Origin of the sequence: Streptomyces sp. NPDC090994 (assembly GCF_044768905.1) — a bacterium.
Classification (GTDB): Bacteria; Actinomycetota; Actinomycetes; order Streptomycetales; family Streptomycetaceae; genus Streptomyces.
On the sequence record NZ_JBIVWS010000006.1, the window covers coordinates 381,925 to 405,558 of the forward strand.

The window sequence follows — 23,634 nt, forward strand, 5'->3', positions numbered from 1 at the left end:
AGCGGCGGCGTACTCCGCCGGAAGGCCGTCGGCCGGAAGGCCGTCCGCCGGAAGGCTCCCGGGGGCGAGGCCGCGAGCCGGGCGGGCTGACGCGGCGGGGCAGGGTCGTGGCGTGGAGCGCCGGGGTGTGCGCGGTGCTCCTGCTGGCCGTGGCGGGTGTCGGCGCCTGGGTCTACCACGACCTGGACGGCAACATCCACGCCGCCGACCTCGACGGCAAGCTCGGCGGCGAGCGGCCCGAGAACCTCAGCCCGGGGTCGCGGAACATCCTGGTCGTGGGCTCCGACAGCCGGGACGGCGACAACGCGAAGTACGGCAAGGGCCTGACCACCATGCAGTCGGACACGCTGATGGTGCTGCACGTGCCGGCCAGTGGGGAGTGGGCCACGGTCGTGTCCTTCCCCCGCGACTCCTGGGTGGGGATACCCGCCTGCGAGAAGGGCGACGGCGGCACCTCCGCCCCCCACCACTTCAAGATCAACGAGGCGTTCGCGATCGGCGGCACGGGCGGCGACGTCTCCGTGGCGGCGGCCTGCACCATCAAGACGGTCGAGGCCGACACCGGGCTGCGCATCGACCACTTCATGTCCGTCGACTTCCAGGGGTCCAAGGGCATGGTCGACGCGCTCGGCGGGATAGAGGTCTGCCCCGAGGAGGCCATCCACGACGAGAAGGCCCACCTGGACCTGGCGGCCGGCTGCCAGACCGTCGAGGACGAGGAGGCGCTCGGCTACGTACGCGCCCGCTACAGCATCGGGGACGGCTCCGACACCGGACGCATAGGCCGCCAGCAGGAGTTCATGCGGGCCCTGGTGGAGAAGGCGCAGGCGAAACTGACCAGCCCGACCGCGCTGTACGGCTTCCTGGAGTCCGCCACCGGGTCGCTCACCACGGACGCGGAACTGGCCGGCATCAAACCCCTCTACAGCCTCGCCTCCCAGCTGAAGGGCATCCCCGGCGACCGGCTGACCTTCCTCACCGTCCCCAACTACCCCCGCGAGGCCGACGTCGCCACCGACAAGGCGAACGTGGTCTGGCAGTACCCGCAGGCCGCCGACCTGTTCACCGCCCTGGCCGAGGACGAGGAGGTCGACAAGGAGCGGCTGACGGCGGACGCGAAGGACCCGGTGTACGCCTCCGCCGTCCGCGTCCAGGTCCTCAACGGCACCGGCGTCACCGGCCGGGCCGCCGCCGTCGCCGAGAAGCTGACCGAGGCCGGTTACGCCGTCGTCGGGACGGGCAACGCCCCGGCGACCGACCGCACCACGGTCACCCACACCGCGTCCCTGTCCCGCCAGGCGGCGTCCCTGGCCTCCCGTCTCCCCGGGGCGAAGGACGAGGAGGAGGGGGAGGGGGAATCGGAATCGGCAGGCGGCGTGGTGACGCTCGTGGTGGGGGCGGACCTCGATCCCGACGACATCAGATGACCACCCTGCCGGTCCTGCCGGGCCCGTCCCGTCCGCCCCGTCCGCCCTGTCCGCCCTGTCGGCCGTGTCGACCCTGACGATCGTCGGGGGCCGGGCCTGCCCTTCGGCCCGGGTGCCGGCGGGCCGGCGTTCCTAGCGTCGGGTCCCATGGAAGCGAAGTCCCCTGCAAGGAAGTTCCGGACCGGCGGCGCGGTGGCCGCGCTGGTCGTGGGCGGTGGCGTGGTCGCCCTGCTGTACCCCGGCGGGCTCGGTGAGGCGGGGCCGGTACGGGTGACCGGCGGTGTCTCGGCCTCGGTGTTCCGGGAGGTGAACGACGCGGTGGCCGGCGGGCCGTCCTGGGCGGGCGCGCTGGCGGACGGGGCCGGCGACGGTCTGCTGCTCGTCCTCGGGCTGCTGGCCGCGTACCTGGGCCGGACCGCGCTGCGCGCCCGTGACGTCCGTACGGCGGCGGGGACGGTCCTGGCCGTCGCCGGTACGACGGTGGCGTACGCGGTCAGCGAGGCGCTGAAGCTGGTGGTGGACGAGGAACGGCCCTGCCGCGCCGTACCGGGTGCCGAGCCGGTCGCCGAGTGCCCGGGGGCGGGCGACTGGGCCTTCCCCAGCAACCACGCCACGCTGGCCGCCGGGCTCGCCGTCGGCCTGGCCGTGCTCCGCCCCCGCCTGGCCGCCGTCACCCTGCCGCTCGCGGCGGCGGTGGCGGTGGCGCGGGTGGCGGCGGGCGTGCACTACCCGCACGACGTGGTGGCGGGCGCGGCGCTCGGGGCCGCGGTGGCGACGGCGCTGGTGCTGGTGGGCGTACCGCCCGCCGCCAGGGCCGCGACCGCGCTGCTCGGCAGCCGTACGGCGACCGCGCTGATCGGCAGCCGTACGGCGACAGCGACGCTCGGCGCCCGTGCCGCGACCGCGCTACTCGGCGGCCGTACCCGACGGCGGGACGAGGCCGGCCTCGTGGGCGACCACGGCCGCCGCCGCCCGGTTGTCCACGGCCAGCCGGGCGAGGACGGAGCTGACGTGCGCCTTGACCGTGCCCTCGACCAGCCGTAGCCGGCGGGCGATCTGGGCGTTGGTCAGCCCGGCGCCGAGGAAGGACAGCACCTCCCGCTCCCGGGGGGTGAGGGCCTCGACCCGGCGACGGGCGGCGGCCCGCCGTCCGGCCTCGGCACCGGCGCCCCGGTCGGCGAGGTGGGCGATCACCCGGGCCGCGACCTTGGGCGAGAGGCAGGCGGCGCCGTCCGCCACGGCCCGCACCCCGGCGATCAGTTCCTCCGGCTCGCCGGACTTGACGAGGAAACCGGCGGCGCCGTCGCCGAGGGCGCGCAGGATGTACTCGTCCTCGCCGAACGTCGTTAGCATCAGGACGCCGGTGCCGGGGACCGCCCGGCGGATCTCCGCCGCCGCGCCCAGCCCGTCCAGGCCCGGCATACGGATGTCCAGGACGGCCACGTCGGGGCGGTGACGCCGGGTCAGCTCCACCGCCTGGTGGCCGTCACCGGCCTCGGCGACGACCTCGACGCCGGATGCGGTGGACAGCACGGCCCGGACGCCGGCGCGGACCATGGGCTCGTCGTCGGCGACCAGGACACGGATCGTCCGGCTCACGGGGACAGCACCTGCTTGCGCACCAGCCGGCCCGCGTGGAAACAGAGGCGGTAGGCGTCGCCCGAGTCGTCGGCGAAGGGGTTCGCGGTCATCGCGTAATACTCGCACCGGGCGCCCGCCGGGAGCGGGTCGCCGTCGGGTACCGGCGGGCGGTGGGGCGTCTGGTGGTCCGGCAGCAGGCCGGTGAGCCGGTCGCGGTCCTGGCCCACCTGTAGGCGGGCGTAGGCGCCGGGTGTCAGGACGGACGCGCGGACCAGGTACATGTCCCAGCCGCGCAGCGCCGCGGTGAGCAGCAGGACGGCGGCCGTCGGCACCAGGACGGCGGCCCAGGCGACGCGCCGCAGCCGCCGCCGTGCGCGCCGGTGCGCCACCGGCTCCACCGGCTCCACCGGCGGCGCCTGGTTCCGCCATCGGCCCTCCGCCGGCTCCGGACCGGACCGCGGCGGAGGCGGACCCGGGACCCGGGGCAGCCGGGCGCCGACCGCGAAGCCGCCGCCGTCCGGGCCGTACGTCAGCGTGCCGCCGGCCAGCCGGACCCGCTCGTCCAGCCCGGTCAGCCCCCGCCCGCCGCCCGGCGAGACCCCGGCGCTCGGTGCCGGTGCCGGTCCGTTGGCCACCCGTACCCGGACCTCGTCGGCCGTGTGGCCGACGGTCACCGTCACCGTCGCGCCGGGCGCGTGCCGGGCGGCGTTGGTCAGGGACTCCTGCACCACTCGGTGCACGGCGCGCTCGGTGACCGGGGGCAGCTCGCCCGGCTCGCCCTCGACGGTCAGCGTGACCGGCAGCCCGGCCGTGCGGGCGCCCTCGACCAGGTCCGCCACGTGGGCGCCGGACGGCACCGCGTCGTCCTCGCGGAGCACGCCGATCACCTCGCCGAGGCGGTCCACCGCGGCGGCGGCCCGGGCCCGGATGCCGGCGGCGGCCTCCCGGTGCTCGTCGGGCAGTCCGGGCGCCAGCTTCATCGCGCCCGCCGACAGGGCGATGAGACTGAGGTCGTGGCCGAGCAGGTCGTGCATGTCCTGGGCGATCCGGGCGCGTTCGCGCAGCCGGGCCTGGTCGGCGATCAGCCGCTGCTCCCGCTCCAGGTGCTCGGCCCGCTCCCAGCCGGCCCGCACCAGCGCGCGGTACTGGCGCCGGAACCGGCCCGCGCACCACGGCAGTACGCCCGCCCCGGCCAGTACGGCCACGAACCGGTCGCCGTGCACGATCCACGACGGGACGGCACCCACCGCCGCCACGGCCGCGGCCACCGCGCCCGCCAGCACCCCGGCCGCCGCACGGGCGGTGCCCGGACGCGCGCCGCCCACGCCCGACAGCACCGCTGTCGCCACCGCCCACCACGGGCTCACCGTGCTCAGCGGCACGGTGGCCGCCGCCACGACGAGCAGCGGCGTCCCCGACCTGATCAGTTCCCTCACGGGAGGTGACCCTAGGCAGCCGGGCCGCCGCCGGACACTGCCGAAAGTACCGGCCGGCCGGCCGCGGTCAGGTCACCAGTCCGTGCCGGTAGGCGTACACGACGGCCTGGACGCGGTCGCGCAGGCCCAGTTTGGTGAGGATGCGGGAGACGAACGTCTTGACGGTCTCCCGGCTGATCAGCAGCGCCGCGGCGATCTCGGTGTTGGACAGGCCGTCCGCGATCAGGCGCAGCACCTCCAGTTCGCGGGGCGTCAGCGGGACGTCCGGGTCCGCGCTCTCCTCGGCGGGGCGGATGCGGGTGGCGTAGCGGCCCACCAGCCGCCGGGTCACCTCGGGGTCCAGCAGGGCCGCGCCCGTGGCGACGGTGCGGATGCCGTGCAGCAGCCGGTCGGGCGGCGCGTCCTTCAGCAGGAAGCCGCTGGCGCCGGCGCGCAGCGCCTCGTAGACGTACTCGTCCAGGTTGAACGTCGTCACCACCAGGACCTTGACGGGATGCTCCACCCCGGCCCCGGCCAGCAGCCGGGTGGCCTCGATGCCGTCGATCCCCGGCATGCGGATGTCCATCACCACGACGTCCGGGCGCAGCCGGCCGGCGAGGTCGACGGCGGCCTGTCCGTCGCCGCACTCGCCGGCCACCGAGAGGTCGGGCTGGGCGTCGATGATGGTGACCAGGCCGGTGCGGATCAGTACCTGGTCGTCGCAGACCAGGACCCGCGTCGGGGCCGCCGGCCCCTTGGCGGCGGGGGTGCTCACGACGGGCTCCCGGAGGGGATGCGGGCCCGCACCGTGAAGCCGCCGCCCGGCCGGCCGCCCGCGCTGAACTCGCCGCCCAGCACATCGACCCGCTCCCGCAGACCGGCCAGGCCGCGTCCGCTGCCGCCGGGGGACGCCGACCGGTCGCCGGCCCCCTCCGTGCTGACCTCCACGGTGATCTCCTTCTCGCCGTGGCGCACCGCGACCGAGGTGCGGATGCCGTGGGCGTACTTGAGGGCGTTCGTCAGGGCTTCCTGCACCACCCGGTAGGCCACCAGGTGGGCGCTGCCGGTCGACTCCGGCGCGGTGCCCTCCTCGGTGAACTCCACCGGCTGGCCCGCCCGGCGGGTCTGTTCGACCAGCGAGCCGAGGGTACCGACGTGCGGGGTCCGGTCCTCGGGCGACCGGGTGCCGTGGTCGGGGTTGAGCAGGTCGAGCAGGTGCCGCAGGTCGCTGATGGCCTGCCGGCCGGTCTGCGACACGGCGGTCAGGGTCTGGTCGAGGCGGTCGGGCGCGGCGGTCAGATAGCGGGCCGCCTCGGCCTGCACGACCATCGCCGTCACATGGTGGGTGACCACGTCGTGCAACTCGCGGGCGATCCGGGTGCGTTCGGCGGTACGGGTCTCCTCGACGACCCGCAGCCGGCGTTCCGCCTCCGCGTGCCGGGCGGAGCGCAGCCACGACCCCATGCCCCACACCAGGGCCGTCACCACGTAGAACAGGGCGTACTCGCTGACCGCGTCGACCGACCCGAGGTGGGCGAGGGTGACGGCCAGCGCCACGTACGCCACCGTGCAGGCGAGTGCGGTGGTCCGCCGGTGCCGTTCCACCTGGGACCCGGCGCCCAGCAGCGCGAAGGCGAACGCGGTGCCCGCCACGGAGTGGTAGCCGCGCAGCTGGTCGAGGGCGAAGCCCGCCGACGCCAGGGCCAGGCAGGCGGCCGGCCAGCGCCGGCACACCGTCAGCGGGAGACACTGCAGGGCGACGGCCAGCACCGCCAGCGCGTCGAAGGGCCGGTCCGCCACCCCGCCGATCTGCGTGCCGTGGTGGTGCAGGGACGGCATGAACGAGGTGACCAGGAGCAGCGGGCCCAGCACGACGTACCAGGCGGTGACGTCGACACCGCGCCACCGCCCGGCCGCGTGTCGCAGCCGGGCCGGTACGGCGTTCAGCAGTGCGCTCACCGGGCGAGCGTAGCGGTCGCGGCCTTGCGGTCGGCACGCCGCATGGGGATCAGGTGGCCCCGGCGGTGGGCCAGCGCCATGAACACGATGGTGACCATGACGCCGAACACCACCGAGTACACGCTGCCTTCGGGGCCGAAGTCGCCGCCGGTGAGCAGGGCCGGGCCGGAGGTGGCGGAGTCGAGCAGGCCCTGCGGGGTGTCGTTGCCGGAGACCTCGGTGCTGAAGACGCCGGACGCGACGAAGTTCCAGCCGAAGTGCAGGCCGATGGGGACCCACAGCCGGCGGGTGGCGATGTAGGCGGCGGTGAGCATGCCGCCGGCCTCGATGGCGATGGCGACGGCGCCCCACACGCTGGCGTTCGGGTTGAGCAGGTGCGACGCGCCGAACAGCAGGCCGGTGAGGATCAGCGCGAGCCAGGTGCCGGTGAGCTTCTCGACGTAGCGGAACAGCACGCCGCGGTACAGCAGTTCCTCCGTCACGGCGGCCCCGGCCATGAAGCCGAGCAGTCCGACCGCGCCGGTCGGCGACCCCAGGCCGTCGACCTCGTAGTACCCGGCGGTGTAGAGGTTCGCGATGACGGCGCCGAAGACCGCGGCCCCGATCAGCAGGCCCCGCCCGAACGCGGGCGCGGCACCGTCCAGGGACACTTCGGTGGAGGGGCGGTGCTCGGTGCGGCGTACCACCCACCCGTAGAGGTACAGCCCGAGGGAGACGGTCACCGCTCCGGCGGCCAGTTGGAGCCAGGGGTTGTCCTCCACGGCCATGAGGGCCTGGCCCCCGGCCATCGAGACGACCACCACGGTCAGCAGCTGCCAGACGAACTTCATGAGAACTCTCCTCGGGGTGTGGGGGGCGGTCAGCGCTGGTCGGCGGCGGCCTGGGCGGTGACGTCGCGGACGGCCTCGACGGCGAGGTCGGGGCGGTCGGTGTAGATGTAGTGGCCGCTCCCGGCGGCGGTGGTCAGCTTGCTGCGGGAGGAGAGCGCGAGCCACTGCTGCTGGCCCGCGGACCACATCTTCTCCAGCGCGGGCCCGTACTCGGGGACCTCGGCGAACTGCGTCTCGTGCTGGATGACCGCTACGGGAATGTCCCCGGCGGAGCGGACCTTCGCGTCCTCCATGACCAACCGTTCCGGGTTCTGGCCCTGGTTGGCCGCGAGGGTCTGGTCCCGCAGCTCGGCGGCCGGGCCGGTGGCCGCGTCGGGGACGGCCTTCGCGAGGCCCGCGGCGAGGGCCGGGATCGTGGCGTCCATCAGGACCAGCCCCTTGACCCGGTCCTGGTGGTCGGGGGCGTACCGGGCGGCGATCAGTCCGCCCAGCGAGTGACCGGCCAGGACGACCGGCCCGTCACCGGCGACGTGGTTCAGCACGGCGGTCAGGACCTTCCCGCTGTCGGCCTGCCGCTGGGTGCCGGCCGGCTGGTCGCTGGCGCCCTCGCCGAGGCGGTCGTAGGAGCAGACCCGGTCCCGCTCGCCGAGCGTCTTCCGCAGGTCCGCCATCTTGTCCAGGCCGTCGCCCGCGCCGGCCAGGAGCACGATCACCGGCCGGCCGTCGGCCGGGGCGCCGGCACAGGAGAGGTTCACGGAACGGCCCCCGGCCTTGATCTTCTTGGTTCCGGTGAAGGTGGCGCCGATGACGGCGTCGGCGTCGTCGAGGACGTCGCCCACGGCCGCGTCGACGCTCTCCTCGATGGCCTTCCCGTCCACCGTGGGCGTCTCCTCGCAGGCGACGAGCCCGGTGCCGGCCACGGCACAGCACAGCGCGGCCATCGCGGTTGCCTTGATCGTGCGCAGCATGAGGAACTCCAAGAAGGACCGAGGGAGGAGGGGGGAAGCGGCCTCTCCGGTCTCCGGCGGCCACACCTGAAATCTAGGGAAACGGCGGCCCGGGATCGTCACCCCGTGGGGCGGACTTGCCTGTGGCTCACGTGGGGGACGGCAGGGGGGACGCGGGTACGACGGAGGGGCCCGAGCCGTCGACTCGGGCCCCTTCGGGGGGATTTGACGGGTGCCCCGGCTGGTTCCGGCGGGGTAGGGGGACGGTCGGTGCGCCGTCCGGGGCGGGGAGCACGATGACGGAACACCGTCCTGCTGGTTCGCAGAACCCCGGCGACGCGCACCTGTTGCCGAGATGGCAGCGCGACGTGAGCTTCTTGCTCACGCCCCGTCGAAGGTCTCCAGCAGGCGCTCGTACGCCGGCTTCGGCCGCAGGTCCGCGTCCCACGGCAGGGAATCGGCCGTGCGCGGAGGATAGATCTCGGTGTCGGCGGTGGAACCGTACCGGTCGGTGAATCCCCATGTGGAGAACGACGTGCAGTTCGGCTCCTCCAGGCAGACCCGCAGCTTGCCCGCCATCTCGTCAGCCTGGGTCTGCCGCCCGTCCTCCTCGTCCTCACCTATGGGGACGTCCATCTCCGACACCCGCGCCTGAACCCCCAGCTCCGCCAGATCCCGCACATGGCTGCGGAAGGTCTCCGGGTCGATGCGGTCGCCGGGCGCGTACTCATGGTTCTGGAACCCCACGCCGTCGATCGGTACGCCGCGTTCCTTGAGCCGCTCGACCAGAGCGTAAAGGGCGTCCCACCGCTCGCCCTCCTCCTCGACGCCGTACTCGTTGAGGAACAGCCGTGCCTGCGGATCGGCCCGGTGGGCGGCCCTGAACGCCTCGTCGATGTACTCCTCGCCCAGGGCCTCGAACCACGGGCTCTGCTCGGAGCGCAGACCGAGATCCCCGTTGGTGTAGCTCTTCTCGTCGTCGGACATGGGCTCGTTGACCACATCCCATTCCGCGACCTTTCCCTTGAAGTGTCCGGCGACCATGGCGATGTGCCGGAGCATGGTCCGGCGCACCTCTTCGGGGTCGTCGTTCTCCCGCATCCAGTCGGGCAGAGCCTCGTGCCAGACGAGGGTGTGCGCGTGCACCTTCATGTCGTTCGCGCGGGCGAAGCGTACGAGCAGGTCCGCGTCGCGGAAGTCGTAGACGTCCCGGCGCGGGTGCAGGAACTGTGGCTTGAACGCGTTCTCCGGAGTGAGCATGGAGAACTGGCTCCCCGCGAGCGCCCGGTAGCGTGCGTCGGTGAGCAGCGGGTTCTCGGCCAGAGCGGTGCCGACGTCGAACGGCCGCCCCACGTCTGCGGCCCGCGCGCGCAGCGAGTCGTCGGACTGCTCCTGGCGTAGCCGCGGCGCCTTGATCACGCGGAGCGGGTCGCCGCTCTCCGCCCGCGCGATCAGCTGCGTCAGACGCCATCCCTCGCGGTGCTCGTCCTCGCCCGCGTCCGCCTCCAGGCCGAACCAGACAGTGCCCTCGGCGAACACTCCCGGGTCCCGCACGGTTCCCAGCCGCCGCCCGTCGGCTTTCACGTGGAAGGTGTCACCGATGCTCGACACGGCGAGCGTCACCGTCCCGGAGCAGCCGCAGTCGAAATCCTTGGAGGTGGCCGGCTCATCCCCCTCGCCGTCCCATATCTGTACCCTCACGCGTCCGTCGGCGGTCACGCCGACGCGGAGCGAGGGCCGCTCCTGGCGCCACTCGTCGTAGATGACCGGTACCCGTCCGTACAGCCGCAGCCACGAGTCACCGGCATCGTCACCCACACCGGACATGCGCGCGGTGACGGTGAAGTCGCCGTCGGACCTGAGGTGCGGGCCGGCCAGGTTCAGCGGGGGGTTGGGCCGGCCGCCGGAGGAGTCCTGCTCCACGATGCGCCGGTCCAGTGCGCTGACCCGCAGGATGCCGTTCCGCGCGGTGGTGCCCGGCATCTGCGTCCAGTCGTGGTTCCGCAGCAGGTCTTCGTCGCTTCCGCCGCCCGCGCCTTCGCCCCGCCCCGTACACCCGGCCGCCACCGCCAGGACGAGCACCACGGCGGTCAGCCGCTGCCACGTCCCCCCACCAAGGCCCACGGTCACTCCCACTGTCTTGTCCGAGACGAGATCGACATCCCGGAACCGGGCCACAGTTCATCACACAGCGGTACGGCGGCCTGGCACGTCCCAGCTCGTGCGGCGGAGCGGGCCCCGTCGCCGTTCCGGCCCGAGATGCCGGCGGTCCGGTAGCGCGGGCGGGGCGCGTCCGTTCCAGTCGGTAGTCGACAGCCGACAGCCGACAGCCGACAGTCGGTAGTCGGTAGTCGGCAGTCGGCTGCTCGGTCGGCCGGGGAGACGGGACGCAGCCGCAGGAGACGCGGCGGTGAGCGACGTCAGGGAAGCGTCAAAGGTCCCCGCGCCGCCGTAAGGGAGCCATCAACGACGGTACGAATCCGGCCACAGAGGGGCTTTCCTCGACGTGGCAGATTCTTCTCCGCACCTCATTAGGAGCTCGCGATGGCCGACGTGGCCTTCGTCGTCACCACGATCGCGGTGTTCGCGCTCGTGGCTCTCGTCGCCAAGGGGGTGACGAAGCTGTGACCGTCGAGAACGTCGTCGGCCTGATCGTGGCCGTCTCCCTGCTCGGTTACCTCGTCCTCGCCCTGATCCACCCGGAGAGGTTCTGAGAGCGCCCCATGAGCCCCGTCCTCGCCGGCGTGCTCCAGTCGCTCGCGCTCGTCGCCGCGCTGGCGCTCGCCCACATACCCCTCGGCAACCACATGGCCCGGGTCTACTCCTCGCCCAAGCACCTGCGGGTCGAGAAGTGGATCTACCGCGGCATCGGTGCCGACCCGGACACGCGGATGCGCTGGCCCGCGTATCTGCGCGGTGTCCTCGCCTTCTCCCTGGCCGGTGTCCTCTTCCTCTACCTGCTCCAGCGGCTCCAGGGCGTGCTGTCCGGCTCGCTGGGGTTCGCGTCCGTCGACCCGGACCAGGCGTTCAACACCGCCGTCTCCTTCGTGACCAACACCAACTGGCAGTCGTACTACGGCGAACAGGCCATGGGCCACGTGGTGCAGACCGCCGGTCTGGCCGTGCAGAACTTCGTCTCGGCGGCCGTCGGCATGGCCGTCGCCGTGGCCCTCGTACGCGGCTTCGTCCGCTCCGGTACCGGTGAGCTGGGCAACTTCTGGGCCGACCTGGTGCGCGGCGTGGTCCGCGTCCTGGTGCCGCTCGCGGCCGTGGCCGCGGTGGTGCTGGTGGCGTGCGGCGTCATCCAGAACTTCGCCGGCATCCACGAGGTCGGCCAGTTCACCGGCGGCACGCAGCAGTGGAACGGCGGCGCGGTCGCCTCGCAGGAGGCCATCAAGGAGCTGGGCACCAACGGCGGCGGCTACTTCAACGCCAACAGCGCCCACCCCTACGAGAACCCCACCCCCTTCACCAACCTCTTCGAGATCTTCCTGATCCTGCTGATCCCGGTCGCCCTGACCCGGACCTTCGGCGTCATGGCCGGCTCGGTGCGGCAGGGGTACGCGATCCTCGCGGCCATGGGCACCATCTGGGCCGGCTTCGTCGCCCTGATGATGTGGACCGAGTTCACCCACCACGGCCCGGCGCTGGAGCTCGCGGGCGGGGCGATGGAGGGCAAGGAGCTGCGCTTCGGCATCGGCGGCTCGTCGCTGTTCGCGGTGTCCACCACCCTGACCTCCACCGGCGCCGTGGACTCCTTCCACTCGTCGTTCACCGGCCTCGGCGGCGGCATCACCCTGCTCGGCATGATGCTGGGCGAGATCGCCCCCGGCGGCGTCGGCTCCGGGCTGTACGGCATGCTGGTCATGGCGGTCATCGCGGTGTTCATCGCGGGGCTCATGGTCGGGCGCACGCCGGAGTACCTGGGCCGGAAGATCGGCACCCGGGAGATCAAGTACGCCGCCTGCTACCTCCTCGTCACCCCCGCGCTGGTCCTGGTCGGCACCGCGCTGGCGGTCGCCCTGCCCACCCCGGGCGACTCGATGACCAACAGCGGGGCGCACGGCTTCTCCGAGATCCTGTACGCCTACACCTCCGCGGCCAACAACAACGGCTCGGCCTTCGCCGGGCTGAACGCCGACACCCAGTGGTTCAACACCACCCTGGGCCTCGCCATGCTGCTGGGCCGCTTCCTGCCGATGGTGTTCGTCCTGGCGCTCGCCGGCTCACTGGCCGGGCAGCGGCCGGTGCCGGCCACCGCGGGCACCCTGCGCACCGAGAAGCCCCTGTTCACGGGGTTGCTGGTGGGCGCCGTCCTGATCATCACCGGTCTGACCTACTTCCCGGCGCTGGCGCTGGGCCCGCTCGCCGAGGGGCTGGCGGCATGACCACCGACACGCAGGAGCACGAGGACTCGATGTCCACCACCACCCCGGCCCGGGCGCCGCACCGCGACGCCCCCGGCGGCCGTACGTCCGAGGGGACCGGCCGTGCGGGCGCGGGCCTCTTCGATCCGAGGCAACTGGTCACCTCGCTGCCGGACGCCTTCCGCAAACTCGACCCGCGGGCGATGGTGAAGTCGCCGGTCATGTTCGTGGTCCTGGTCGGGTCCGTGCTGACCACGGCGTTCTCCTTCACCGACCCCGGCGACTGGTTCGGCTGGACCATCAGCGCCTGGCTCTGGCTGACCGTGCTCTTCGCCAACCTGGCGGAGGCGGTCGCCGAGGGCCGCGGCAAGGCGCAGGCCGACACCCTGCGCCGGGCCAAGACGGACACGGTGGCCCGGCGGGTCGACGGCAGCACGGTCCCCGGCACCGACCTCACCGTCGGTGACCTGGTCGTCTGCGAGGCCGGGGACGTCATACCCGGGGACGGCGACGTCGTCGAGGGCGTCGCGTCCGTCGACGAGTCGGCGATCACCGGTGAGTCGGCGCCCGTCATCCGCGAGTCCGGCGGCGACCGGTCCGCCGTCACCGGCGGTACGAGGGTGCTCTCCGACCGCATCGTCGTGCGGATCACCACCCGGCCCGGCGAGACCTTCATCGACCGGATGATCGGCCTGGTGGAGGGCGCGGCCCGGCAGAAGACGCCCAACGAGATCGCCCTGAACATCCTGCTGGCCTCGCTGACCGTCGTCTTCCTGCTGGCCTGCGCCACGCTCCCGTCCTTCGCGGACCACGCCGGCACCCGGCTGACGATGGTCGTGCTGGTCGCGCTGCTGGTCTGCCTGATCCCGACCACCATCGGCGCCCTGCTCTCCGCGATCGGCATCGCGGGCATGGACCGGCTGGTGCAGCGCAACGTGCTCGCCATGTCGGGGCGGGCGGTCGAGGCCGCCGGAGACGTCTCCACGCTGCTGCTGGACAAGACCGGCACGATCACCCTCGGCAACCGGCAGGCCGCCGAGTTCGTGCCCGTGCGCGGGACGACACAGGCCGAGGTGGCGGACGCCGCCCAGCTCTCCTCGCTGGCCGACGAGACGCCCGAGGGCCGGTCGGTCGTCGTCCTCGCCAAGGAGAAGTACGGGCTGCGCGAACGCCACCAGGGGGAGCTGGCCGGCGCCGAGTGGATCGAGTTCACCGCGCAGACCCGGATGTCCGGCGTCGACGTGGACGGCCGCAAGGTCCGCAAGGGCGCGGCCGGTTCGGTCATCGCCTGGGTCCAGGAGCGCGGCGGCACGGTGGCCGAGGACGCGGAGGCGACCGTCGCCCGGATCTCCGAGGCGGGCGGCACCCCGCTGCTCGTCGCGGTCGAGGACGCTGACGGCGCCCGCGTGCTGGGCGTCGTCCACCTCAAGGACGTCGTCAAGGACGGCATGCGCGAACGGTTCGCCGAACTGCGCCGCATGGGCATCCGGACGGTGATGATCACGGGGGACAACCCCCTGACCGCCAAGGCCATCGCCGACGAGGCGGGCGTCGACGACTTCCTCGCCGAGGCCACCCCCGAGGACAAGATGGCCCTGATCAAACGGGAGCAGGCCGGCGGCAAGCTGGTCGCGATGACCGGCGACGGCACCAACGACGCCCCGGCCCTCGCCCAGGCCGACGTCGGCGTGGCCATGAACACCGGTACGTCGGCCGCCAAGGAGGCCGGCAACATGGTCGACCTCGACTCCGACCCGACCAAGCTGATCGAGATCGTCGAGATCGGCAAGCAGCTGCTGATCACCCGGGGCGCGCTGACCACGTTCTCCATCGCCAACGACGTCGCCAAGTACTTCGCGATCATCCCGGCGCTGTTCGCGGCCGTCTACCCGGGCCTGGACAAGCTCAACATCATGGGCCTGTCCTCGCCGGACTCCGCGATCCTGTCGGCGGTGATCTTCAACGCGCTGATCATCGTCGTGCTGGTGCCGCTCGCCCTCAAGGGGGTGCGCTACCGGCCGGCCGGCGCCGACCAGCTGCTCCGCCGCAACCTCGCCGTCTACGGGCTGGGCGGGCTGATCGCCCCGTTCGTCGGCATCAAGCTCATCGACCTGCTCGTCTCGCTCATCCCCGGGATCGGCTGAACGCCATGAACACCTCCGTCACCGCCACCGCCCGGCTGCTCGGGGCGGGCCTGCGCGCCCTCCTCGTGCTGACCGTGGTCACCGGCATCGTCTATCCGCTGGCCGTCACCGGCATCGCCCAGGGCCTGTTCCCCGGCCGGGCGAACGGCTCCGAGACCGAGTCGGGCGGCCGGGTCGTCGGCTCGTCCCTGATCGGGCAGGCGTACAACCTGCCGCTGAAGGACGGTCAGGAGACTCCGGAACCCGACCTCCAGTGGTTCCAGGGCCGGCCGGCCAACGGACTGGGCACCAACAGCGTCAACACCCAGTACGAGCTGATCCTCTCCGGCGCCACCAACCGCTCCGCCGACAACGCCGAACTGGTCGCGTGGGTCAGGGCCGCCCGGGCCGCCGTCGTCGAGGACAATTCCGTACCCGGCTACACCGTCGACCCCGCCGACGTGCCCGCCGACGCGGTCACCTCCTCCGGCTCCGGCCTGGACCCGCACATCTCCCCGGAGTACGCGGAGCTGCAAGTCCACCGGGTCGCCGAGCGCAACGGGCTGTCCGCCGCCCGGGTCCGGGAGCTGGTCGCCGCGCACACCGAGGGCCGCACTCTCGGCTTCCTCGGCGAGCCCCGGGTGAACGTGCTCGAACTCAACGTCGCGCTCAAGGAACTCGCGGCCGGGCACTGAAGCCGGACCCAGGCCCCCGGGACGCGGCTCAGCGCACCGGGAAGCCGAACGAGTACCCCTGCTCCTTGAGCCAGGGCAGGACGCGGCGCAGGGCCTCCACGGTCTGGGCGCGGTCGCCGCCGGCGTCGTGGAAGAGGAGCGTCGGCCCGTTGGAGAGCTGCTGCTCGACGGTGGCGACGATGGCGTCCGCGCCCGGCAGTTCCCAGTCCTTGGTGTCGACGTTCCAGCCCAGCGGGCGCATGCCCCGGGAGGCGGCGAGCTTGCGGCTGTCGGGGGTGAAGGCACCGCCGGGGGCGCGGTAGTACAGCGGCCGTACGCCCCCGGACGCCTTGGTGATCATGCGTTCGGCGTCGAGGATCTCCTTGGCCCGGTAGGCCGGGGTCTTCTGGTCCATGGCGGTGTCGTGCGACACGGTGTGGTCGCACAGCCGGTGCCCTTCCGCGACGACCTGCTTCACGAGGTCCGGGTGGGCCTCGGCCTGCGTGCCCACCATGCAGAACGTGGCCTTCACCCCGTACTCCCGCAGGACGTCGAGGACCTGGGGGGTCCACACCGGGTCCGGGCCGTCGTCGATGGTGATGTTGACGCCGCGCGCCCCCGCGTCCGAGGCGTGCGCGATGGTCACCGAGACCGGCTCGACGCCGGCCGGCGTGGCCGACGCGGTCGCCTTCGGGGAGGCGCCGCCCGCGGAACCGGCCTGCGCGGTCCACACCGAGGCGCCGGCGGCGAGCAGCGTCACCCCGAGCGCCGCCCCGAACACCTTGCCGTACCAGCGCCGCCCGCCGTTGTGCCGTGCCATGCCCGCCCCGCTCTCCCGTGGTTCCCCGTGCCCGTCGATCGCCGGTCGTTCCGTGATCACCTGACAGGACGAGGGAAGGCGGCGCGGGGATGCGTCCGTTACGGATCACGGACAGTTCCGGGGGAGATCGCGGACACGGACAGCGGGGCAGCGGCGCCGGACGTCACCGCCGCGGGCCCGCGACGGCGTAGGCCGCGGTGCCGGTGACCGCGAGGGCCAGGGCCGTCCAGGTGCCCGCGGGTGTGCCGGGCGGCAGCAGCAGCCAGGTCGCCACCCGCGTCGGCGTGCTCGTGGCGGGCGGGGCGAAGAACGCGAACGAGAGCCAGGCGAACGGCAGTGTCCACGCGTACCGTCCGCCCGCGAGCGCCGCGCCCAGGGCGGCCAGGCCCATCAGGCCGGCGGCGTCCCGGACGACGAACGCGGCGGTGGCCTGTTCCCCGCCCGCCGTCCGCACGTCCGGCAGCACGGCGGCGGCCATCACGCCGACGACCGCGGCGACCACCGCGCCGGCCAGCAGCACGTGCGCCGCCCTGCGGGGCGCCCAGCGGACCGCGGCCGTGCGGTCCAGCGCGAGGTCCTGCCCGCTCAGCCCGACCGACGCGGCCATCACCCCCAGGGCGAGGACCAGCGCGGGAAGCCGGGGATCACCCTGCTCCCCGGCCCCGCCCCGGGCCAGTGCCCCCACCGCCACCGCACCGGTCACCACCACGGCGAGCGACGCGGGCACCTGCCGCGAGCGCGCGTACAGCGCCGGCCACGGGGCGTACGGGGTCGGCCGTCGCGTGTACGGGGCCGGCCGTCGCGTGTACGGGGTCAGCCGTGCCGCGTACGGGGTCGGCCGTCGCGTGTACGGGGCTGGCCGTCGCGTGTACGGGGCTGGCCGTCGCGCGTACCGCGTCAGCCGTCCCGCGTACCGCGTCAGCCACCGCGCGGGCCCCGTCAGCCGGCTCACCGGTCCGCACCACCGGTCAGCGCGTCGAACGCGTCGCCCTCGCAGGAGAACGCGGCGGCGCGCATCGCCTCGATCCGCGAGAGCTGCTCGGCCCGCGGCAGCGCCGTGAGTTCCTTCCACACCGGGCGGGCCTCGGCGTCGGCCTCGTGGCGCATGCTCGCCGGGCCGCTACCGGGAAGCGCCCGGAGATCCCCCAGGACCCAGCCCACCGCGGCGGTCCGCGCGAACGTCTCCCGCCCGAAGCGGCTCCAGCCGGCCGGGGCGCACCCCGGCACCATGCCCTTGGCGACCAGGGCCCGGGTCAGCTCCCGGTCCGTCGAGGCGGCGGCGACCACGTCGTCGTCGAAGTCGAACAGCACGGTCGTGCGGGACCACCGCGGCACCGTGCCGTCCGGCAGTACGGCGGTGTCCTCCCGGACCGAGACCGGCGCCCGGTCGCCCAGGGCGCCGCGCAGCAGCCGCAGCGCCTCCTCGCCGGGACCCACCAGACCGGCCAGCCGCGCCTGGTGCGCCCGGGAGACACACACCGGGCCGTCGCACACCAGCTCCGCGGCGGCCTCGTCGACGACGTACATCCGGCGCGGGTCGGAGGGCAGGACGAGCAGGGCGAGCGCCGCGCCCGCCACGACGGGGACCAGGGCGGTCAGCCGGGCGCGCGGGGTCGCGGCGACCAGCAGGGCGAAGCCGGTCGCGGCCATGCCGAGCAGCCAGACCGTCTGCCCGACGTGCACGGGCACGGAGAGCGTGACGAGTACGTCGCGCACCTCCTGCACCGCCGGTGACAGCAGGGAGAGCCGGTTCGGCTCCGTGGCCGGGTACCCGTCCGCCGTGGTCGTCTCCGTGCGGCCCAGCGTCGACTGGAGGAGGGCGGTGAACACGAAGGCGCCCATGGCCAGCGCGGGCGGGGTGAGCGCGGACGGCAGGGCCCGCCCGGCGCCCATGCCCAGTACGGCACCCGCGACCAGGAAGAGCGCCCCCACCAGCGAGACCGGCAGCCACCCGAGGTGCGGGTACCCGGAGCCGGCGATCACCTGGACGGCGCCCACCAGGACGAGGAGCGCGAAGGCCGCGGCCAGGGTGAGGGCCGTCGCACCGGTCAGCGCGGCGGCGCGGTGCCGGGCGGGCCGCGGGGTGCTCGTCAGCAGCTCGGTCATCCTGCAGCGGTGGTCGCGCAGGCCCTGCAGCGCCCCGAGCCCCACGGTGAGCGGCCACAGGTAGAACAGCAGGCCGCGGGTCCACAGGGCCAGGGACGTCCACTGGGCCGTCCACGCCGCACTGCCCCGCCACCACGCCCCGTCGACGAGGTACAGGAACGCCAGCGCGGACGTCAGGACCACGGCCCCGGCCCACGGGGCGACGGAGCGCCGCAGCTCGGTGCGCAGGACACGGATGGTCACCAGGTGCCCCTCTCCCGCTCGGGGGCCAGCAGCAGCGCCGAGTAGCCGCGCTCCAGCGGACTGTCGCCCACGTGCTCCGGGCCGCCCGCCGCGGCGAGTTGGTCCGGGGTCCCCTGGAAGACCAGCCGGCCCTCGGCGAAGAGCACCACGTCGGTGCAGGCGGCGGCGACATCCTCGACCAGGTGCGTCGAGACGACCACACAGGTGTCCGTGCCCAGCTCCTGCAACAGCTCGCGGAAGCGCAGCCGCTGCGCCGGGTCGAGGCCGGCCGTCGGCTCGTCCAGCAGCAGGACCGCCGGATCGTTGACGATGGCCTGGGCGATGCCCACCCGCCGCACCATGCCGCCCGACAGCGTCTTCAGCCGGGAATCGGCGCGGTCCGCCAGGCCCACCCGCTCCACGGCGCGTTGCACCGCAGCCGGGATCTCCGCCTTGGGCACCTCCTTCAGCCACGCCATGTACTCGACGAACTCGCGCACGGTGAAGCGCTTGTAGTACCCGAACTCCTGCGGCAGATAGCCGATCCGGCGGCGCAGCGCACGCTGCTCGCCGGTGCCGCCCGCGCCGCTCGTGCCGCTCACGGGCCGGCCGAGCAGCTCCAAGGAGCCCCCGGCGGGCCGCAGTACGGTCGCCAGCGCGCGGATGAGGGTGGTCTTGCCCGCCCCGTTGGGGCCGAGGAGGCCGTGCACGCCGGTGCCCAGCGACAGGTCGAGGCCGTCGACGGCCATCCGTTTCCGGCCCGCCCTGACCCGCAGCCCGGTGGCCCGGATCTCCCAGGCGTAGGGCGTCGGCGCGAGGTCGGCCGCGCTCACCGCGGACGTCATGTGGTGGTCCTTTCCGAGGGTCAACGAGGGTCAACGAGGGTCAACGATGGGTTGCCAGCACGGAGTACGCGCCTCTGCGGGCGATCACGACACCGATGCCGAGCGCGCAGACCAGCCCCCACACCGGCAGGCCGCCCGTCTGCAGAACGAAGGTCGCGCGGCTCGCGGCGAGGGTCGGCGCGAGGACCGCGGCGGCCCATACGGCCACCAGCGCGGCGGCGGCCCGGGACACCCCGACGACACCGCCGAGCGCCAGGGTCGTCACCGTGAAGGCCAGACAGGGCAGCAGCCACTGCGCGGCCGTCACGCCCGGCACCCCCGTCAGCAGGCCGGCGCCCAGCAGGGCGGGGACGACCACGGCGAGCACGGACGCGGTGCGCCGCAGCACCAGGTGGAGCCCGGCCCTGGGCACCGACGCCGTCAGCTCGTACGCCGGGTCGAGCCCGCGCGACCACGACGCCGCGACGCCGAGCACGGGCAGGACCGGGGCGAGCAGCAGGACCAGGGACACGTCGCCGGAGCCGGAACCCGTGCCGGTGCCGGTGCCGGTGCCGGTGCCGGTGCCGATGCGGGTGCCGGCATCGGCCAGGTCGAGCAGCAGCGCCAGTACGGTCACGCTCACGACCATGGCCAGCCACGGCACCATCGCGGGCGTCAGCAGGCTCGACCGCCGCGCCGACCACCACCGTCGGCGCGGCGCCGGGGCGACGGCGGCCAGCCGGGGTTCGAGGCCGGACCACACGGTGCCGACCAGGGCCGCCACGGCCGGCGCCCGGGCCGTGACGGCGTCCGACAGCCGGTCACGGCAGACCCGGCACGCTTCCAGATGGGCTTCCAGGGCCCATACGTCGTCGGCGGCGAGGTCCGTGCCGCCGCGCGCGTACGCGTCGAGGTCCCGCGACGACGCGTGTTCCACCCTCATACCAGCGCCTTCCGCATCGCGATCCGGGCCCGGCGGGCACGGGTCTTGACCGTGCCCTCGGGCAGCCCGAGCAGGACCGCGGTCTCCCGGACGGACAGCCCGTCGAGCACCAAGGCCTGCAGTACGTCTCTGAGTTCCGGTGCCAGGCGCCGCAGCGCGTCCCCGACGTCCCCGCCGACGGTGGCCGCGAGCGCCTCCTCCTCGGCGGCCGGCGCCGCGGCGGCCGGAGCGGCGGCCGACGGCGGCTCGGCGTGGTGGGCCCGGCGCCGGAAGGCGTCGACGAGGCGGCGCGCCGCGATCGTCCACAGCCAGCCGACGGCCGTGCCGCCCACCGCGTCGCCCGCGAACGCGCCCGCCGCGCGCCACACCGCCAGGTACGTCTCCTGCATGACCTCGGCGACGATCTGCTCATCGGCGCAGCGACGGCGCAACCGCACCGCCAGCCACGGCGCGGTGCGCCGGTACAGCTCCTCGAACGCCGCGCGGTCGCCCTTGGCCACCCGCCGGACGAGACGTTCCTCGTCCGGTTCGCCCGGTGCCTTCCTGACTGCTCTCACACCCGCTAGACGCCCGGTCCGGGCCGCGGGTTTTCCCTCTGGGGTGAGCTGCGTCACACGGGTTGGTGGGGTGGGCCGGCCGGGTCGACCGGTGAGGTCGGTCGGTGGGGTCGGTCGGTGGGGTCGGTCGGCGGGGTCGATCGGCGAGGTCGACCGGCGGGGTCGCGGACGGGCGTTCCATGAACTTGCACACCGAAAGCGCAACCCCGGCCCGGTCACCGGGAGATCTCCACAAGTGACCGAAGGGTGACGCTCCGTTCATCCGGAGCGGTCCGGAGTGTCCTCTTCGCGCACCTGGTCACTGTGGACGTCGCGTCCGAGTACCGCACGGTATGTGGAGAAGGTGCCCCCACGCCGTGTGCCTGCCTGCACGGACCCGCCGCGTGTCCGCCGGGCCGGGCCGGGGTGCGGGCCGGCCGGCTGGATACGGCGGTGCACGGCGTGTTTTGATCCCTGCGCCGCGAAGGGCGGGCGGGAGTTCCGGGCGACCGGTCCGCGCGTCCACGGCACGACCCGCAGGCTGCCTCCAGCGGGGCCACCCCCCTTGTGGATGACCCATACGAAGGGAAGTTTCATGATGAACTCCGCCCCCGGGATCGAGACCGCCGAGATCTCCGACGCCGACCTCGACAACGTCGCCGGCGGCCTGAACGCGCAGGCCGGTGTCGTCGTCGGCGCCGACGTGGTGGCGCAGGCCGGGGCCGCCACGGACGAGGTGCTGGCCACGGTCGGCCAGTGCGCCTACGTCGGCGTCAGCGTCTCCGTCTGATCCGCAGCCGGACACCGCGACCGGACCGGCCCGGCTCCCACGGAGCTCGGGCCGGTCCTGTTCTCACGAACTCACGGACTCCACGGACCCGCGGACTCCACGGACTCCACGGACCCGCGGACTCCACGGACCCTGCGGACTCCACGAACCCTGCGGGCTCTGCGGAGTCCGCGGACTCACGGGGTTCAGGCCGGTCCGGACCGGTGCCTGGCCTCGTCGGCGACCTGCCGGCCCGACTCGCGTGCCTGGCCGGTCACCCGGGCGGACTGGTCGCGCGCTTCGTCCTGCGTGGCGCGGGCCCCTTCCGCGGCGGTGTCCTTCACCTCCTGCGCCGCGCTCTGCGTGGCCTCCCTGGCGCTCTCCTTCAGGTGCTGCGCGGAGTCGGCGGCCGCCTGCTTCACCGGCTCCAGCGCCTCGCCGCCCCGCTGCATCAGGTCGCCGGCCTTCTCCCGCTCCGCCTGGGAGGCGGGCAGCATCGAGGACACCAGCATGCCGAGGCCGAAGGAGATCAGACCGGCGGCCAGCGGACTGCCCTGGGTCCGGCGCATCGCCTGGTCGGGCGCCTGCCGTACCGCTTCCCCGGCCGTCCCGGCCGCCTCACGCGCCGTTCCGGCCGCCTCGCGTGCCGTGTCGGCCGCCTGGTGGGTGCCCTCCTGGAGCGAACCGGCCGCGGACTGGGCACTGTTCCTGACCCCGTGGGCGGTGTCGTAGGCGGACCCCATGACCCGTTCACGTACGCCCGAGACGGCGCCCCGCATCCTCCTGGCGCGGCGGCGGACCACGCGGCGTGGGGCGGCCCGGTCGGCGAGCTGGTCCACGTCCGCGGACAGCCGCTCCCGAGTGGCGTTGATCTCGGCCCTCATCTGGTCGGGTGACGTGCCCATTGCGCGTTCTCCTTGATCGATTCGACGGTCTGCTCGGGCTTCGGCGCCACGGTGCGCATCCGGGTACGGCCCCGCTGGTACAGGACGGCCGCGGCCACGGCCCACACCGCTGCCACGATCAGCGCGGCCCAGCCCCCGTCCACCACGTTGGCCAGTCCCAGCACGGCGGCCAGCGACAGGAACAGCAGCACCATGTAGCCCGCGAACCCCGCGCCGCCGTACATGCCGGCCGCCTTGCCGGCCTTGGTCGCCTCCTGCCGGACCTCGGTCTTGGCCAGTTCGACTTCCTGGCGGAACAGGGTCTGGACGTCCGACGTCACGGCGGACAGCAGTTCACCCACCGAGCTGTCGTCGTCACGCGTCCTGACGCGGACGCGGTCGGGCGAGATGGAGGCCATCTCACACCTCCGGATACGGACGGCCCGGCGTCTCGCGCGCGGGGGTGCCGACGGACGGCGGCGCGACCGGCGGCCCCTGTGTGGCGCCTTGCGACACGTTCCGCGTGGCGCCCCGCGCCGTACCCGGCGTTCCGGAGAACGACGGCTGCCCGTCACCGCGGAACGACGGCTGCCCGTCTCCGGAGGCCGTCCGCTGTCCGTCTCCGGAGGACTGGTCCGCCTTGGCCGCCACCTTGACCAGGCGTCCGACGGCCAGCCCCGCCAGCAGCGCGCCGCCGAGGAAGGCGCCGGGGCGACGGCGGGCGAAGTCCTGCACCTCGGACATGACGCCCTCGACTCCCTGGCGGTCCAGGTAGTCGGCCGCCCGGTGACCGCCGTCGGCAGCCTGGGTCGCGAGACTGCGGGCAGGGGAGCCGCTCTCGGCCTTCTCGGCCATTCCCGCCAGGTCGTCCGCCCAGTGGCGCAGCGTCCCGGCGGCCCGCTTGGCCTGGGCGTCGGCCTCGTCCCAGGCGCGGCTCCACAGGTCTTGGGCGACCACGCCGGCCTGACGCTGCGCTTCCCCCGCCACCGCCCTGGCCTGATCGGCGGCGGTACCCGCGACCTGGCCCGCGGCCTGTTTGGCCTGCCCGGCCGTGGCCGAGGCCTCCGCCCTGGCCGTCTCTCCGGTCTGCTGCAACCTCGTCGCGTTGCCTTGCACTGCGTCACTCATCAGCCGCTCCTCTTCGACACACGCTGACGCGTCGGTAAGCCGGTTTTCTTGAAGAGTGACTGTTTTGTAGGCATTCACA

At 73.8% G+C, this 23,634-nt stretch carries 22 protein-coding genes and 1 pseudogene; 7 read left to right on the forward strand and 16 right to left on the reverse strand.

Going from position 1 to position 23,634, the window contains the following annotated elements; genetic code table 11:
- The first annotated feature begins 107 nt into the window (after positions 1 to 107).
- Positions 108 to 1,427 (forward strand): LCP family protein, encoded by a 1,320-nt coding sequence (locus tag ACIQR3_RS16780; RefSeq protein WP_403539161.1) that lies wholly within the window; start codon positions 108 to 110, stop codon positions 1,425 to 1,427.
- A gap of 147 nt (positions 1,428 to 1,574) precedes the next feature.
- Positions 1,575 to 2,204: pseudogene (locus tag ACIQR3_RS16785) on the forward strand (phosphatase PAP2 family protein); the annotation flags it as partial.
- 129 nt (positions 2,205 to 2,333) lie between these two features.
- On the opposite strand, the gene ACIQR3_RS16790 reads toward ACIQR3_RS16785, so the two are convergent.
- The 7 genes from ACIQR3_RS16790 to ACIQR3_RS16820 all read right to left on the reverse strand — a co-directional run bounded on the left by ACIQR3_RS16790 (position 2,334) and on the right by ACIQR3_RS16820 (position 10,283).
- Positions 2,334 to 3,026 (reverse strand): response regulator, encoded by a 693-nt coding sequence (locus ACIQR3_RS16790; RefSeq protein ID WP_403539163.1) that lies wholly within the window; start codon positions 3,024 to 3,026, stop codon positions 2,334 to 2,336.
- Complete coding sequence (locus ACIQR3_RS16795; protein WP_403539165.1) at positions 3,023 to 4,444, reverse strand: sensor histidine kinase; 1,422 nt, start codon at positions 4,442 to 4,444, stop codon at positions 3,023 to 3,025. Before ACIQR3_RS16795 ends, ACIQR3_RS16790 begins: the two co-directional genes overlap by 4 nt.
- Before the next feature lie 67 nt (positions 4,445 to 4,511).
- Positions 4,512 to 5,198, reverse strand: coding sequence for a response regulator (locus tag ACIQR3_RS16800; RefSeq protein WP_403539167.1), 687 nt, complete (start codon positions 5,196 to 5,198; stop codon positions 4,512 to 4,514).
- Entirely contained in the window at positions 5,195 to 6,382 is a 1,188-nt protein-coding gene (locus tag ACIQR3_RS16805) for a sensor histidine kinase (RefSeq protein ID WP_403539168.1), read from the reverse strand. Before ACIQR3_RS16805 ends, ACIQR3_RS16800 begins: the two co-directional genes overlap by 4 nt.
- The gene (locus tag ACIQR3_RS16810; protein ID WP_403539170.1) at positions 6,379 to 7,212 is read right to left on the reverse strand and encodes a lysostaphin resistance A-like protein; all 834 of its coding nucleotides are present in this window, start codon (positions 7,210 to 7,212) and stop codon (positions 6,379 to 6,381) included. The genes ACIQR3_RS16805 and ACIQR3_RS16810 overlap by 4 nt, the downstream gene beginning before the upstream one ends.
- 29 nt (positions 7,213 to 7,241) lie before the next feature.
- Positions 7,242 to 8,180: an alpha/beta fold hydrolase gene (locus ACIQR3_RS16815; protein ID WP_403539173.1), complete on the reverse strand. Its 939-nt coding sequence runs from the start codon at positions 8,178 to 8,180 to the stop codon at positions 7,242 to 7,244.
- A gap of 360 nt (positions 8,181 to 8,540) precedes the next feature.
- Positions 8,541 to 10,283, reverse strand: coding sequence for an endo-1,4-beta-xylanase (locus ACIQR3_RS16820; RefSeq protein ID WP_403539176.1), 1,743 nt, complete (start codon positions 10,281 to 10,283; stop codon positions 8,541 to 8,543).
- A gap of 500 nt (positions 10,284 to 10,783) precedes the next feature.
- Between ACIQR3_RS16820 and kdpF the strand changes: the two genes are divergently transcribed.
- The 4 genes from kdpF to ACIQR3_RS16840 are packed head-to-tail and all read left to right on the forward strand — an operon-like array spanning position 10,784 to position 15,344.
- A complete protein-coding gene (kdpF, locus tag ACIQR3_RS16825) occupies positions 10,784 to 10,873 on the forward strand; it encodes a K(+)-transporting ATPase subunit F (protein WP_403539178.1) in 90 nt (29 codons plus the stop codon).
- 9 nt (positions 10,874 to 10,882) lie between these two features.
- Positions 10,883 to 12,547 carry a potassium-transporting ATPase subunit KdpA gene (kdpA, locus tag ACIQR3_RS16830; RefSeq protein WP_403539181.1) on the forward strand — a complete coding sequence of 555 codons (1,665 nt, stop codon included), beginning with the start codon at positions 10,883 to 10,885 and terminating at the stop codon, positions 12,545 to 12,547.
- A complete protein-coding gene (gene kdpB, locus ACIQR3_RS16835) occupies positions 12,544 to 14,670 on the forward strand; it encodes a potassium-transporting ATPase subunit KdpB (RefSeq protein ID WP_403539184.1) in 2,127 nt (708 codons plus the stop codon). Before kdpA ends, kdpB begins: the two co-directional genes overlap by 4 nt.
- A gap of 5 nt (positions 14,671 to 14,675) precedes the next feature.
- Positions 14,676 to 15,344: a potassium-transporting ATPase subunit C gene (locus tag ACIQR3_RS16840; RefSeq protein WP_403539187.1), complete on the forward strand. Its 669-nt coding sequence runs from the start codon at positions 14,676 to 14,678 to the stop codon at positions 15,342 to 15,344.
- Between the two features lie 28 nt (positions 15,345 to 15,372).
- Here the strand turns inward: ACIQR3_RS16840 and ACIQR3_RS16845 are convergent, their stop codons facing one another.
- From ACIQR3_RS16845 to ACIQR3_RS16870, 6 genes are all read right to left on the reverse strand, one after another.
- Entirely contained in the window at positions 15,373 to 16,143 is a 771-nt protein-coding gene (locus ACIQR3_RS16845; RefSeq protein WP_403539189.1) for a polysaccharide deacetylase family protein, read from the reverse strand.
- Between the two features lie 163 nt (positions 16,144 to 16,306).
- On the reverse strand, positions 16,307 to 16,870 hold the full coding sequence (locus ACIQR3_RS16850) for a hypothetical protein (RefSeq protein ID WP_403539192.1): 564 nt from the start codon (positions 16,868 to 16,870) through the stop codon (positions 16,307 to 16,309).
- 221 nt (positions 16,871 to 17,091) lie between these two features.
- Positions 17,092 to 18,492: a hypothetical protein gene (locus ACIQR3_RS16855; protein WP_403539194.1), complete on the reverse strand. Its 1,401-nt coding sequence runs from the start codon at positions 18,490 to 18,492 to the stop codon at positions 17,092 to 17,094.
- Positions 18,489 to 19,316, reverse strand: a complete 828-nt coding sequence (locus ACIQR3_RS16860) for an ABC transporter ATP-binding protein (protein WP_403539197.1) — start codon at positions 19,314 to 19,316, stop codon at positions 18,489 to 18,491. The genes ACIQR3_RS16855 and ACIQR3_RS16860 overlap by 4 nt, the downstream gene beginning before the upstream one ends.
- Before the next feature lie 40 nt (positions 19,317 to 19,356).
- Complete coding sequence (locus tag ACIQR3_RS16865; protein ID WP_403539199.1) at positions 19,357 to 20,238, reverse strand: zf-HC2 domain-containing protein; 882 nt, start codon at positions 20,236 to 20,238, stop codon at positions 19,357 to 19,359.
- Entirely contained in the window at positions 20,235 to 20,795 is a 561-nt protein-coding gene (locus ACIQR3_RS16870) for an RNA polymerase sigma factor (protein ID WP_403539202.1), read from the reverse strand. Before ACIQR3_RS16870 ends, ACIQR3_RS16865 begins: the two co-directional genes overlap by 4 nt.
- A 574-nt stretch (positions 20,796 to 21,369) precedes the next feature.
- Here ACIQR3_RS16870 and ACIQR3_RS16875 point away from each other — a divergent pair.
- Positions 21,370 to 21,564, forward strand: a complete 195-nt coding sequence (locus ACIQR3_RS16875) for a hypothetical protein (RefSeq protein WP_403539204.1) — start codon at positions 21,370 to 21,372, stop codon at positions 21,562 to 21,564.
- Between the two features lie 185 nt (positions 21,565 to 21,749).
- Here ACIQR3_RS16875 and ACIQR3_RS16880 read toward each other — a convergent pair whose 3' ends face one another.
- From ACIQR3_RS16880 to ACIQR3_RS16890, 3 genes are read right to left on the reverse strand one after another with little or no spacing between them, the layout of a single operon-like run.
- Entirely contained in the window at positions 21,750 to 22,448 is a 699-nt protein-coding gene (locus ACIQR3_RS16880) for a DUF3618 domain-containing protein (RefSeq protein ID WP_403539206.1), read from the reverse strand.
- Positions 22,424 to 22,846, reverse strand: a complete 423-nt coding sequence (locus ACIQR3_RS16885; RefSeq protein ID WP_403539208.1) for a phage holin family protein — start codon at positions 22,844 to 22,846, stop codon at positions 22,424 to 22,426. The genes ACIQR3_RS16880 and ACIQR3_RS16885 overlap by 25 nt, the downstream gene beginning before the upstream one ends.
- Position 22,847: 1 nt before the next feature.
- Positions 22,848 to 23,555 carry a hypothetical protein gene (locus tag ACIQR3_RS16890; protein WP_403539211.1) on the reverse strand — a complete coding sequence of 236 codons (708 nt, stop codon included), beginning with the start codon at positions 23,553 to 23,555 and terminating at the stop codon, positions 22,848 to 22,850.
- Positions 23,556 to 23,634: the final 79 nt, after the last annotated feature.